Genomic DNA, 13,129 nt, shown 5'->3' with positions numbered 1-13,129 from the left:
TCCCGTTCATCGCAACAAAATAGCGCGCAGTTGCCGGCGCGCCCCAAGAATCACTGATAGGAAACCAGCGTTGCACCATTTTCATGGCTGAAATCTGGCTTCACGCCAAGCATGGAAGCCGCACGCCTGATGATGTTGGCTGCCATGATGCCCGCGTTCGAGGCGGCGGTGGCCCCCATGCCGGGCTTTTCCGGCTTCGGCTCGTCGGCGATCGTCAGCACGATATATTGTGGATCGTCCATCGGGAAAGCGGCGACGAAGGCATTGAAGTTCTTTTCCTTCGAGTAGCGTCCGTTGACGACCTTCTCCGCTGTGCCGGTCTTGCCGCCGACACGGTAGCCCGGAACCCTGGCGTTCTTGCCGGACCCCTTCTCGGCGTTGAGCGCGTAGAGATAGCGCATCCCTTCGACGGTCTTGTCCTTGACCACCCTTTTGGCCACTTCCATCGCCTGTTCTGCCGTGCGCGGCAAGAAGGTCGGCTCGATCAGATAGCCGCTCATCAGCGCGGCGCAGCCGACGGCGGTCTGCAGCGGCGTCGTCGAGACGCCATGGCCGAAGGCGATGGTGATCGAATTGACCTGCTTCCAGACTTTTGGCTCGGTCGGGCGCGCCACTTCCGGCAATTCCGTCTGCATCTTTTCGAGCACGCCAAGCCGATGCAGGAACTCGCGATGCCCTTCGATGCCGACAGCCTCGGCTTCCTTGGCCGAGCCGATGTTGGACGAATAGATGAACACTTCAGGCACCGAAAGCACACGGCCCTTGCTGTGGAAGTCATGGATGGTCTGCCGGCCGATCCTGATCGGACGCGACGCGTCGAAGCGGCTCTCCAGGGTCACCTTGCCCGAGTCGAGCGCCATGCCTGTGGTGAAGCTCTTGAAGGTCGAGCCCATCTCGTAGAGGCCGGCCGACATGCGGTTCAGCCGGTCCTTGTCCTGGGCGTTGTAGGGATTGTTGGGATCGAAATCCGGCACCGAGGCCATGGCCAGCACTTCGCCGGTCTTGATGTTGAGGACGACCGCGCCCGCAGCTATCGCGTGGAACCGCTCCATGCCGGTCGCTACCTCGTCGCGCACCACGTGCTGGACGCGCAGATCGATCGACAGCTTCACCGGCTTCAGGTCTCTGGCCACCGCCAGTCCCGACGCCTGCAGGTCGGTCAGACCCTGGTCGTCGATATATTTCTCCATGCCGGAGATGCCCTTATTGTCGATGTTGGTGAGCCCGACAACGTAGGAAGACGTCTCGCCGCTCGGATAGAAGCGGCGCTTTTCGGTGCGGAAGCCAAGGCCGGGAATGCCGAGCGCCATGACGTCGGCCTGCTGCTTCGGCGTCAGCTGCCGCTGCAACCAGACGAAGCCGGCGCCGCTCTTGAGCTTGTGATAGGTCTGCTCATAGTCGATCTCGGGAAGCACCGTCGAGAGCTTCTCGATCGCCTCGTCGGCATCGACGATGCGGCGCGGCTCGGCGAACAGCGATGCGGTCTTGATGTCGGTCGCCAGCACCTCGCCATTGCGATCGACGATATCCGGCCGTGAGGCCGTGACGCGGCTTTGCGGGCCGCCGGACATGTCCGGATTCTGCAGGCCGAGATAGACCAGCCGGCCGGCAATCGTCGAATAGATGGTGAAGAACACCGCCATCGTCATGACGATGCGGGTTTTGGCCTTGCCGCCGGTCGCCTTGCGGGCGGCGTCGACGACGATCGAGCCGTCCTCAGCCACCTTCTTTCGACGTTTCAGCAGGTTACCGATCCTTGGAAGCCTGCTGATCATTGAACGGTGCTCCCCGTCACCACCGGATCCTTGCCGCCCGAGGGCCCTTTGCCGGAATTGTCGGCCATGCCGCCAAGCCGCTGCGAGGACAGGTCCTCGATGTTGACCGGCTTCACGGGCACGTCGTCGAGGCCGCCGATCTGGTGGGCATTGAGCGGCTCGAGCCCGAGCTGCGTCTTGTAGATTTCGGCAAGCTTCTGCAGCCGCGCCGGCTGGGTGAGCAGGCTCCAGTCGGCCTTCAGAAGATCGATCGTGTCTTCCTCGTAGCGGATCTGCGCCTGGATCTTCTGCACCGCCGCCAGCTGGTCCTCGGCTTCGCGCTTGGTCTTGTAGGTCAACGCCGCCGCCGAGACCATGACGGCGATCAGGACTATGTCGCTGGTACGAAACACGTGCTTACCTCTCCCCCGGCCGCTCGACGGCGGGAAGCTTTGGAAGGCCGAAAATCGAAAAATCGCCGGCGCGCGCCGGCACGTCGGTGCGGATCGCCGCGCGCAGCCTGGCCGAGCGCGCCCGCGGATTGGCGGCGATCTCGGCCTCTCCCGGCGTGACCCCGCCGCCGGATTTGCGGAAGGTCGCCAGCCGCGCCGGCGCGTCGGGCATGTGGCGCGAGCCCGATGCCGCATCGGCGCGATCGGCGATGAAGCGCTTGACGATGCGGTCCTCCAGCGAGTGGAAGGTGACCACCGCAAGCCGCCCGCCGGGCTTGAGCACGCGCTCGGCGGCAAACAGCGCGCTCGCCAGCTCGCCAAGCTCGTCGTTGACGAAGATGCGCAGCGCCTGGAAGACGCGTGTGGCCGGATGGATCTTGTCCTTCGGCGCTCGGCCGATATGGGTGGCGATGGCGTCCGCGAGGTCGAGCGTGCGCTCGAAAGGCCGCTTCTCGCGCCGGCTCTCGATCATGCGGGCGATGCGGCCGGCATGCCGCTCCTCGCCAAGAAAACCGAAGATGCGGGCAAGGTCACCCGCCTTGAATGTGTTGACGACGTCGGCGGCGCTCAGGCCCGCCTGCGCCATGCGCATGTCGAGCGGTCCGTCGGCGCGAAAGGAAAAGCCGCGCTCGGCCTGGTCGAGCTGCATGGAAGAAACGCCGATGTCGAGCACGACGCCGTCGGCGCTATCGACGTGTTCGTCGAGTGTCGAGAACGGCGCCTGCACGAGCGTCAGCCTGCCGCCGGCCTGCCGCTCAAGAGCCCTGCCCGCGGCAATCGCATCCGGGTCGCGGTCGATGGCCACGACCGAGGCGCCGCGCTCGAGGATGGCGCCGGTGTAACCGCCGGCGCCGAACGTCCCGTCGATGATCGTCTCGCCCGCCTTGGGCTGAAGCGCCTCCAGCACTTCGGCAAGGAGGACCGGAATGTGACGGACCAGTCCGCCAACGGCGTGAGGATCATCGCCGTGGCCAGCCATCATTCCGGTCGCTCCCCAGGCTTCGTCCCCTGCCGAAGCTGCAAAAGCCTGGCCCGCGCCTGCGCGCCATAGGCGGCAAGCCGGCCCGGTTCCCAGATCTGAAAGAAATTGCCGCGGCCGACAAACGCCACCTCGTTCGAGATGCCCGTGTGCTCGCGGATGAAATCGGTCATCGTGATGCGGCCGTCCTGGTCGAGTTTCAGGAACGTCCCGTCGCCATGGCAGAAGAAGGACATATCGTCCGCCGTCTGCAGGAAGGGATCCTCGAGCGCGATCCGCTGCTCGTAGCGGTCGAGCAGATCGAGCCCGCCGACGTCCATCGCCGGAAGGTCCAGGCAGCGTAGCGCATAGAGCTCCGCATAGCCACGTTTCTGCACGACCGCGCGGAAATGCGCCGGGACGGACACCCGCCCCTTCGCATCGATCCTGTTCACTGCGTTCGACAGAAATCGGTCCACCACACGTTACAGCCGCTGTCGCCGCCGCACCCCTTCCCATGTTTTTCTCCGCGCCGCCGCCGCGCATCGCCTCGCGACAAATCGCTTCATTCACCAAGGCGAAAACCGGCAAACGCGCAGCCGCCGCGACTGCCCGATTGGCGCACGCTTCACCCTGACGCGGAACGAAGGCTTGATGATGCGAATGGGATATCATGGGGCACTATGGGCGTCAACGGGAAGAGGTATCACAAACGCACGCGCCACAACCAGAAGGAGCAGGCTGACGGCACGTCCCGTCTTTATCGTCCATTAAGCCTAACGAAGCGTTTAGAACGATCTGGCCCAAAAAGACGCGGCTTGCTGGGAACAGCCGGCGCGCCTAGCGTCGAACCCCTGTTCAGCGAAGGAATGAGCCCATGTCCGAAACCGCGAAGTCACGCGCCGCGACACTTGCCCATCTGCGCAGCGGCGATTTCGCCAAGGGCGATCCGATCCCCTTGCCGCTGATCATGGCCTCGATCTTTCATTCGCCGGGCGACGCGACCGGCTTCGATCAATATGGCCGCTTCAGCAATCCGACCTGGCATGCTGTCGAGCATATGTTGGCCCACCTCGAAGATGCTCAGTGCGTCGCCTTTCCATCGGGAATGGCCGCGATTTCGGCGGCATTTTTCGCGCTCGTCAAATCGGGCGACCGCATCCTCCTGCCCTCGGACGGCTACCACACGACACGCGCGCTGGCGGAGCGTTTCCTGAAACCGCTCGGCGTCACCTATGACGTGAGAGCGACGTCCAACATGTTAGACGGCGGTTTCGCCGGCTACCGGCTGGTCTTCGTCGAAACCCCGTCCAACCCGCGGCTGGACATCTGCGACATCGCCGCCGTCGCCAAGGCCGCCCACGAGCAAGGCGCGCTTCTCATCGTCGACAACACCACGATGACGCCCTTCGGCCAGCGCCCGCTCGACCTCGGCGCCGACATCGTCGTGTCGGCCGACACCAAGGCGATCAATGGTCACTCGGATGTGCTGTTCGGCCATGTCGCCAGCCGCGATCCGGACATTGTCGCAAGGGTCAAGGATTGGCGCGAGACGGCCGGCGGCATCCCCGGCCCGTTCGAGGCCTGGCTCGTGCATCGCGGCCTCGAAACACTGGAGGTGCGCTTCGACCGCATGTGCTCTTCGGCGGAAACGATCGCCCGTCGTCTCAAGGGGCATCGCGCCGTGAGCGGCCTGCGCTTTCCGGGCCTCGAGGGCGACCCCTCGCACAATCTGGCGCGAGCGCAGATGGAACGCTTCGGCTTCCTCATCTCGTTCGAGCTGGCCTCCGAGCAAAAGGCCGAGGATTTCATCGACAACTGCCCGCTGATTGAATCGGCGACGTCCTTCGGCGGCGTGCATACATCGGCCGAACGGCGATCGAAGCGCGGCGATGCCGTGCCGCCCGGCTTCGTAAGGCTGGCCATCGGCTGCGAGCCGGTGGAGGTATTGTGGCAGGCGATCGAGGCGTCTCTGGACCGGCTTGGCGGTTGACTGTCGCCCAGTCCAGTCGATTACAAACTCACGTCGCCAGCTTCTATGTTACGCCGCCCGTGCAGCACGCGGATGATTTCGATCGCATCCTCGGTAACGCGATAAAGAGTAAGATATTCGCCCACGATCAGGTGGCGGATGCCTGGCCCGATCTCGTCACGGGGAGCGCCGGAGAAAGGATGCAAGGTCAACAAATCCCATCGCCTCTCCAGCGCGTGGACGAGGCGGACCGCAGCACTGGGATTTCGTTCGGCGATATAGTCGCCGATAGCTTCAACGTCGGATTCTGCCCGGGGAAGCAGCCGGTATTTCACTCCTCGAAGCCTCGGGCGTCGGCCATCTTTGCATATTTGGCGCGCAAACGCTCCATGATTGGCTGGCCGTCCCGGCCCGGCCCGCTGTCGATCCCCTCTTGCACCAGCTTGCGCAGTTCCTCGACAGTATAGCCGAGCAGGTCGCGCCGGTCCTTCCATTGCCTGAGCGCATCCCGGATCACTTCGCTCGCCGAAGCGTACTCGCCGGCGGCGACCACGTCGTCGACCGCCCGCGCCAGCTCGGGCGAAAGTGTGATGCTGCGTTTGTCGACCTGGCCCATGACGCGCTCCGATGCCTTCCCTGTAACCAAGGTACGATTTAATCGTACCGGTTTCAAGGAACGCATCGGTAGAGCCGTGGAACCGAGCCAACTCCAGGCGCTTGAATCAGCAGGCACGCCCATGGCTGCAACCTGTTGATATCAAGGGCATTGTCGATATCGGAAAATGCCAGCTGGCCTGTAAGCCGGGTTCTGTATGGCCCTCGCGCCTTGCGGCGCGAGAACGTGGCGGCCATTCATCTTGGGCGCGTGTTGCCACGCGCCTCACGCAACCTACCCGGGCGGTGGGCCGGAAACAGCCCTCGAAGGTTTCCCCTCGCACCGCCCCTATTCGGTCTTGCTCCCGGTGGGGTTTGCCGTGCCGCTCCTGTTGCCAGTCGCGCGGTGGGCTCTTACCCCACCCTTTCACCCTTGCCGCGGCAAGTGCCGCGGCGGTTTGCTTTCTGTGGCACTTTCCCTGGGGTTTCCCCCGCCGGCCGTTAGCCGGCACCGTGTCTCCATGGAGCCCGGACTTTCCTCACCCGCAGCCTTTCGGCTCTCGCGGGCGCGGCCGCCCGGCCAGCTGGCAGCGCGTATAAAGGGGTTCGCACCTGAAAACGCAAACAAAAAAGCAGCTATCCGCTTTTAAAGCGCGTCGCGCCGAAGCGAATTCAGGCGACGCGCTTTAAGTCTTGTATTTATGCATGTCGTTCTCCCAAAACCGCTGCGCACTTTTGGGCGACATACGTTAGGCAGGCGAACCGAGCGCCGCCATCTGCACCTTCACCTTGCTGCAATAGGCGGCGGAAACCGGGTTCATCCGCCTCGCGCCATGGCCTGCATTGTATTTGAGGATCGTGCCGCAGGTCGTGCCGCCGCCGAGGCCCTGCGCCATGGCGAGGTACTTCATGCCGTATTTGATGTTGGTGTCGGGATCGAACAGTCCCTTGGCCGAACCGGTATAGCCCATCATCCGCGCCGTCGCCGGCTTGATCTGCATCAGGCCGATCTCGCCGGCGCTGCCGACCATGTTCGGGCGGTAGTTGCTCTCGATCTTGATGACGGCCTTGGCGAGCGACACCGGAACGCCATAGCTCGCCGCATAACGGGCGATGATTGCCGAATATTGGCCGTCGCCGGAAGCGGGGGACGAAAGGGCGGTCTTTTCGGGACGGATGGAGGCTGTCGCCGTCAGATCGATCGTTTGCCTGCCGCGCCTTGCACTGCGTTTGACCGTCGATTTCGCCGGCTTCGATGTGGCGGCTTTCTGCACCTTTGCCTCGGCGACTTTGTCGGATTTTGCGGTTTTGCGATCTTGGGTCGCCTTCGGCGTCGCGGGGGTTGCCGCGAACCCATTGTCGGCCGCCCGCAGGCTAAGGGGCGCGCCATTCGCCGGGCTGAAGGCAAAAGTCATCACTCCGGCAGCAACGGCTGCCGCTAAAACGGTCAATCTCTGCATGTAGTCCTGTTCTGTTAGAACCGCGCGAAGAACTTCGCGCAGCTTGGCCAATTCAACATCGGAGCATCTTTGGGGGATAGATGTCCGACAACTTGCGGGAGATGCGTTTGGAGAGCGATTTGGCGCCAATGAAGGCGAGGCAATTCACTTTGTATGACAAATTGTAATTTAGGCAGCCTGGCCAGACTATTTGGATGAGGTTGCCTTTACGGCAGCCAGCAACCGTTGCAGCGTGCGGATCGTCGAGCCATCCGCCACGCCATCGACGAGCCGCCTCCGGAAATGCCGCTGAAACGCCGCCACGACGATTTCCGTCTGGCGATCGAAGACCCCCGTTATCTCGACGCCATAGCCATAGAGCGCCAGCATCGACTGCAGTGCCTCGACTTCGGCGCCGGTGTCACCCGCCTTCAGCGCCGCTCCCTGCCTGATCGGAGCCGCGGGAACGAGATGGCCGACGCCGGCCGCGAAAAGAGCTTTCCAGGGAAACTTCTCGCCCGGGTCGACCTTGCGCCCCGGCGCCACATCAGAGTGTGCCAGCACCCTTTGCGGCGCAATGGAATGCCGGTCGGAGATCCCCGCGCACAGGCCGATGACGGCATCGATCTGCCGCTTCGGAAAGGCTTTGTAGCCGAGCGAATGCCCGGGATTGACGATCTCGATACCGACCGAGCAGGAGTTGATGTCGGTACGCCCGAACCACGAGCTCTTGCCGGCATGCCAGGCGCGGTCGCTCTCGCGCACCATCTGCACGATCCGGCCGTCCTCATGGACAAGATAGTGCGAGGACACCTCGCTCGCCGGATCGCACAGCCAAGCCTCGGCGCCGGCGCCTGTTGCCATGCCGGTATAGTGCAGTACGATCATGTCGGGCCTGAACGTCTCGCGTCGCGGGCCGAAATTCGGTGACACCCTGACCTCGGCACCCGGCTGGTCGGGCAGGAAACCGCTCATACGTGCCTGAGACCCCGTTCGATCATCTCATAGGCGGCATTGATCGCGGCGACCCTTGTCGTGGCGATCTTGATGAACTCCTGCGGCAGGCCGCGGGCGATCAGCCTGTCCGGGTGATTGTCGGAGATCAGCTTGCGGTAGCGCTTCCTGACCTCCTCGAGCGGCTTGCCGCGCTCGATGCCGAGAACGACATAAGGATCTGCGGCACCGAGATTGACGTGACGCGACAGGATCGCCTGGTAATGCGCCTCGTCGATCCGGAAAATCTCGGCGATGCGATGCAGGAATTGCCCTTCCCGCTCGTGGATCAGCCCGTCCGCCTTGGCGATGTGGAACAGCCCGTCGAGTATGTCCTCCAGCATCATGCAATTCGGATGACCCGAACCACAAAGCTGCGCCATGCGCTGGGCATAGATTTCGAATCCGGCAACATCGCGCTTGGCGAGATCGTAGAGACGCGCCACGTTGCGCGTTTCGCTCGGCGGCACCTCGAAGATTTCCTGGAAGGCGCGCACCTCGTCCTGGGTGACGATGCCGTCGGCCTTGGCCATCTTGGCCGAGAGCGCGATCATCGCCACCGAGAAGGCAACGCGCCGGCGCAGATCCGCATCGCCGGAGAACACTGTCCGCACGGCCTCGACGACATCGGCGACGCCCGAGGACGCCGACGACGAAACACGAGCGATGAAGTCGCCGAGGCGGTCCCAAATCGACATGCCGGCTTCTTAGTGCGAACCGGCCACCGCTATCAAGCCGGGACGATGCCGCAGGTCCGCAGATTGCTGGCCGCAGTACCGACAAAAGAAGGCCGGCCTTTGGCCGGCCTCCCGATTTGAGCAGATTGACGTTTACTGCGCGGGTGCAGCAGGTTTTGCCGGAGCCGGTTCGGCGGGCTTTGTAGCATCAGGCGTAGCCGGCTTCATCGGCTGCTCGGCAGCCGGCGGATTGGTGCTCTGGGTGGTTGTATTGTCTGTACCGGTACCACTGTTGCTACAAGCCGCGACCCCCAGCAGGGCGACCGCCGAAACAGACGCCAGAATGAGCTTCTTCATGGTATCTCTCCTTCAGTAAACGTTCACGTTTCGGTGAACGGGTCGCAGAAGAAATGCATCAGGCACCCCACGGGTTTCGTAACGTTGCGTTTCCATATGTAACATCAACGGGCGATTGCCGGGGCTAAAAAGGCGAACTAACAAGGCCTTAGCTCGCATACATTGGATAGTCAGATGTCGGACGCCGCAGCCACCAATGAGAAATGGGATTTCTGGGTCGACCGGGGCGGTACCTTCACCGACATCATCGGCCGCGATCCGCACGGCCAATTGCATCCGCGCAAGCTCCTGTCTGAGAATCCTGAAGCCTATGCCGATGCCGCCATCCAGGGTATCCGAGATCTGCTTGGGCTTGAATCCGGCGGCGCCATTCCCGCGGACCGGATCGGCGACGTCAAGATGGGTACCACTGTCGCCACCAACGCGCTGCTCGAGCGCAAGGGCGACCGCGTGCTCCTGCTCATCACCAAGGGTTTTCGCGACGCGCTGCGCATCGCCTATCAGGCGCGACCAGATATTTTCGCCAAGGAAATCATCCTGCCGGAGCAGCTCTACGAGCGCGTCATCGAGATCGACGAACGTGTGCGCGCCGATGGCTGCGTCGAGCACCTGCTCGACATCGCCGCCTGCCGCCCGGCGATCGAGCAGGCCAAGGTCGACGGCATCGACGCGGTCGCCATCGTCTTCATGCATGCCTGGAAATACCCGGACCACGAAAAGGCCGTGGCCAAGGTCTGCCGCAAGGTCGGCTTCAGCCAGATCTCGGTCAGCCATGAGGTCTCGCCGCTGATCAAGCTGGTCGGCCGCGGCGACACCACGGTGGTCGATGCCTATCTGTCGCCGATCCTGTCGCGCTACGTGCAGAAGGTTGCGGGAGAGTTGGGTGCCGGCCCCCGCCTGATGTTCATGATGTCGTCGGGCGGGCTGACCGCCGCCGACATGTTCCAGGGCAAGGACGCGCTGCTGTCGGGTCCGGCAGGCGGCGTCGTCGGCATGGTTGAGACGGCGAAGCTCGCCGGCTTCGACAAGGTCATCGGCTTCGACATGGGCGGCACCTCGACCGACGTCGCCCATTATGACGGCGAATACGAGCGCGCCTTCGACACCGAAGTCGCCGGCGTGCGCATCCGCGCGCCGATGATGCGCATCCACACCGTCGCTGCAGGCGGCGGCTCGATCCTGCATTATGAGGCCGGCCGCTTTCGCGTCGGCCCTGACTCCGCCGGCGCCAATCCTGGCCCCGCCGCCTACCGACGTGGTGGGCCGCTCGCCGTCACCGACGCCAATGTCATGCTCGGCAAGCTGCAGCCCGATGTCTTCCCGGCGATCTTCGGCCCCAGCCAGGACCAGCCGCTCGACGTCGACGCCGTGCGCGAAAAATTCACGGCTTTGGCCGCCGAGATCGGCGATGGACGCTCGCCGGAAGCGGTAGCTGAGGGCTTCGTCACCATCGCCGTCGAGAACATGGCCAACGCCATCAAGAAGATCTCGGTGCAGCGCGGCTACGATGTCACCGAATACCTCTTGAACTGCTTTGGCGGCGCTGGCGGCCAGCATGCCTGCCTGGTCGCCGATGCGCTCGGCATGGAAGCGGTGCTCATGCACCCGTTCTCGGGCCTGCTTTCGGCTTACGGCATCGGGCTGTCGACGGTTTTCGCCTCGCGCCAGCAGGCCTTGCTCAAACCGCTCGCCGAAGAGTCCCGCTCCTCGATCGAGGACCTGATTGCGACACTGCGCCAAGATGTCATCGCCGAGCTTGCCGCGCAAGGCATTACGGAAGCCGCCATCGCCTCCAAGCCGATCCTGCAAATCCGCTATGACGGCACCGATACGGCGTTGCCGGTGAATTTCGAGCATGGCTCGATCTTCCGCGCGAGAGGCGATTTCGAGGCCGCCCACAAGGCACAGTTCGGCTTCGTCTACGAGAACAAGCCGATGATCGTCGAGGCGGTCGGCGTCGAAGGCAGTGATGCCGGAGCCGACAGACGCGGAGAAAGTGAATCAGAACTCGAAGACAGAACGGCAAGTCCCTGGCAGAACCGGCAATTCTTTGCCGACGGCGCCTGGCGCGATGCCGGCATCTTCCGGCGCGAGGATTTGAAGCCCGGCCATAAGGTGGCCGGCCCCGCGCTCGTCATCGAGCCGAACCAGACCATCGTCGTCGAGCCGGGCTGGCAGGCCGAGATCACGGCCAGGAACCATGTGCTCCTGCGTCGTGTCGAAAGGAAGCGCCGGCAAGCGGCGCTCGGCACCGAAGCCGATCCCGTGATGCTGGAGGTCTTCAACAACCTTTTCATGTCGATCGCCGAGCAGATGGGCGTGACGCTGCAGAACACCGCCTATTCGGTCAACATCAAGGAACGGCTGGACTTTTCCTGCGCCGTGTTCGACCGCAACGGCGCGCTGGTCGCCAACGCGCCGCACATGCCGGTGCATCTCGGGTCCATGGACCGCTCGGTCGAAACCGTCATCCGCCTGAACTCAGGCGACATCCACCCGGGCGACGTCTTCGCGCTCAATGCGCCTTACAATGGCGGCACGCATTTGCCCGATATCACCGTGGTGACGCCGGTTTTTTCCCTCCCCCTTGAGGGGAGGGTGGCCGCGAAGCGGTCGGGTGGGGTCGCCTCAGAAGGCACAGCCGAAGCGTCGAGCACTGCCGCAACGACCCCCTCCGCCGCCTTCGGCGGCACCTCCCCCTCAAGGGGGGAGGAGATATTGTTCTACGTCGCCTCCCGCGGCCACCACGCCGATGTCGGCGGCACGGCGCCCGGCTCGATGACGCCTTTGGCTACCAACGTCGACGAGGAAGGCGTGCTGTTCGACAATTTCCGCATCGTCGATCGCGGCCGTTTCCGCGAGAAGGAGCTGGAAACGCTGCTGACCGACCATCCCTATCCAGCCCGCAATCCCGCCCAGAACATCGCCGACCTCAAGGCGCAGATCGCCGCCAACGAAAAGGGCGTGGCGGAGCTGCGCAAGATGGTCGCGCATTTCGGCCTTGATGTCGTTGAGGCCTATATGGGCCATGTCCAGGACAATGCCGCCGAGAGCGTGCGCCGCGTGCTGGAACGGCTGCCCGACAGCTCCGACTACGAATACCCGACCGACACCGGCCAGGTGATCAAGGTCAGGATTACCGTCGACCGGGAAAAGCGCGAGGCGACGGTCGACTTCACCGGGACCTCGAAGGTCGAGAAGAACAATTTCAACGCGCCGGAGCCGGTCGCCCGGGCCGCCGTGCTCTATGCCTTCCGCGTCATGGTCGAGGACATGATCCCAATGAATGCCGGGTGTCTGCGGCCGATCAACATCGTCATCCCCGACGGCTGCATGCTGAAGCCCGCCTACCCGGCCGCGGTCGTCGCCGGCAATGTCGAGACCTCGCAGCACGTCACCAACGCGCTATTCGGCGCCATGGGCGCGATGGCCAACGCGCAAGGCACGATGAACAACCTCACCTTCGGCAACAAGCAATACCAGTACTACGAGACGATCTGCTCGGGCTCCCCGGCCGGCCGGATGAATTCGGGCCGCGGCTTCGCCGGCACCTCCGGCGTCCACACGCACATGACCAATTCGCGGCTCACCGACCCCGAAGTGCTGGAACTGCGCTTCCCGGTCGTGCTGGAGGATTTCCACATCCGCGGGGGCTCCGGCGGCAAAGGCAAGTGGAACGCCGGAGACGGCACCAAGCGCACCATCCGCTTCCTTGAAAGAATGGAATGCGCGATCCTCTCCTCGCACCGCAACCGCCCGCCCCAGGGTCTGAACGGCGGCGGCGACGGCGAGGCCGGCTCGACCAAGATCAGGCGCAACTATGGGTCGGTCGATGTGCTGAAGGCCTGCGACCAGACCACGCTCGATGCCGGCGAGGCAGTCATCGTCGTCACGCCGACGCCCGGCGGATTCGGCAAGGCGTGAGGGAAGCGT

12 protein-coding genes and 1 other RNA gene are annotated in these 13,129 nt (G+C 63.7%); 2 read left to right on the top strand and 11 right to left on the bottom strand.

The window, feature by feature from the left end:
- Positions 1 to 50: 50 nt before the first annotated feature.
- From QAZ22_RS16315 to mraZ, 4 genes are read right to left on the bottom strand one after another with little or no spacing between them, the layout of a single operon-like run.
- Positions 51 to 1,775, bottom strand: coding sequence for a penicillin-binding protein 2 (locus QAZ22_RS16315; RefSeq protein WP_278201784.1), 1,725 nt, complete (start codon positions 1,773 to 1,775; stop codon positions 51 to 53).
- Positions 1,772 to 2,167, bottom strand: coding sequence for a hypothetical protein (locus QAZ22_RS16310; protein WP_278201783.1), 396 nt, complete (start codon positions 2,165 to 2,167; stop codon positions 1,772 to 1,774). The genes QAZ22_RS16315 and QAZ22_RS16310 overlap by 4 nt, the downstream gene beginning before the upstream one ends.
- A gap of 4 nt (positions 2,168 to 2,171) precedes the next feature.
- Complete coding sequence (gene rsmH / locus QAZ22_RS16305; RefSeq protein ID WP_278201782.1) at positions 2,172 to 3,188, bottom strand: 16S rRNA (cytosine(1402)-N(4))-methyltransferase RsmH; 1,017 nt, start codon at positions 3,186 to 3,188, stop codon at positions 2,172 to 2,174.
- A complete protein-coding gene (gene mraZ / locus QAZ22_RS16300) occupies positions 3,185 to 3,643 on the bottom strand; it encodes a division/cell wall cluster transcriptional repressor MraZ (protein ID WP_278207863.1) in 459 nt (152 codons plus the stop codon). Before mraZ ends, rsmH begins: the two co-directional genes overlap by 4 nt.
- 398 nt (positions 3,644 to 4,041) lie before the next feature.
- On the opposite strand from mraZ, the gene QAZ22_RS16295 reads away from it, so the two are divergent.
- Positions 4,042 to 5,157, top strand: a complete 1,116-nt coding sequence (locus tag QAZ22_RS16295) for a cystathionine gamma-lyase (protein WP_278201781.1) — start codon at positions 4,042 to 4,044, stop codon at positions 5,155 to 5,157.
- Positions 5,158 to 5,177: 20 nt separating this feature from the next.
- Here the strand turns inward: QAZ22_RS16295 and QAZ22_RS16290 are convergent, their stop codons facing one another.
- From QAZ22_RS16290 to QAZ22_RS16260, 7 genes are all read right to left on the bottom strand, one after another.
- Positions 5,178 to 5,471 (bottom strand): type II toxin-antitoxin system RelE/ParE family toxin, encoded by a 294-nt coding sequence (locus QAZ22_RS16290; RefSeq protein WP_278201780.1) that lies wholly within the window; start codon positions 5,469 to 5,471, stop codon positions 5,178 to 5,180.
- Positions 5,468 to 5,752: a type II toxin-antitoxin system ParD family antitoxin gene (locus QAZ22_RS16285; RefSeq protein WP_278201779.1), complete on the bottom strand. Its 285-nt coding sequence runs from the start codon at positions 5,750 to 5,752 to the stop codon at positions 5,468 to 5,470. Before QAZ22_RS16285 ends, QAZ22_RS16290 begins: the two co-directional genes overlap by 4 nt.
- A gap of 165 nt (positions 5,753 to 5,917) precedes the next feature.
- Positions 5,918 to 6,318, bottom strand: an RNA gene (rnpB, locus tag QAZ22_RS16280) — RNase P RNA component class A.
- A gap of 161 nt (positions 6,319 to 6,479) precedes the next feature.
- Positions 6,480 to 7,190: a lytic transglycosylase domain-containing protein gene (locus QAZ22_RS16275; RefSeq protein WP_278201778.1), complete on the bottom strand. Its 711-nt coding sequence runs from the start codon at positions 7,188 to 7,190 to the stop codon at positions 6,480 to 6,482.
- A 186-nt stretch (positions 7,191 to 7,376) separates the two neighbouring features.
- Positions 7,377 to 8,144: an N-acetylmuramoyl-L-alanine amidase gene (locus QAZ22_RS16270; protein ID WP_278201777.1), complete on the bottom strand. Its 768-nt coding sequence runs from the start codon at positions 8,142 to 8,144 to the stop codon at positions 7,377 to 7,379.
- Positions 8,141 to 8,860 carry a DnaJ family molecular chaperone gene (locus tag QAZ22_RS16265; protein WP_278201776.1) on the bottom strand — a complete coding sequence of 240 codons (720 nt, stop codon included), beginning with the start codon at positions 8,858 to 8,860 and terminating at the stop codon, positions 8,141 to 8,143. Before QAZ22_RS16265 ends, QAZ22_RS16270 begins: the two co-directional genes overlap by 4 nt.
- A gap of 132 nt (positions 8,861 to 8,992) precedes the next feature.
- On the bottom strand, positions 8,993 to 9,196 hold the full coding sequence (locus QAZ22_RS16260; RefSeq protein WP_278201775.1) for a hypothetical protein: 204 nt from the start codon (positions 9,194 to 9,196) through the stop codon (positions 8,993 to 8,995).
- Between the two features lie 174 nt (positions 9,197 to 9,370).
- On the opposite strand from QAZ22_RS16260, the gene QAZ22_RS16255 reads away from it, so the two are divergent.
- Positions 9,371 to 13,120 carry a hydantoinase B/oxoprolinase family protein gene (locus QAZ22_RS16255; RefSeq protein WP_278201774.1) on the top strand — a complete coding sequence of 1,250 codons (3,750 nt, stop codon included), beginning with the start codon at positions 9,371 to 9,373 and terminating at the stop codon, positions 13,118 to 13,120.
- Positions 13,121 to 13,129 lie beyond the last annotated feature (9 nt).

Source organism: Mesorhizobium sp. WSM4906 (assembly GCF_029674625.1).
Lineage (GTDB): Bacteria > Pseudomonadota > Alphaproteobacteria > Rhizobiales > Rhizobiaceae > Mesorhizobium.
This window is presented reverse-complemented; position numbering and strand designations above follow the sequence as displayed.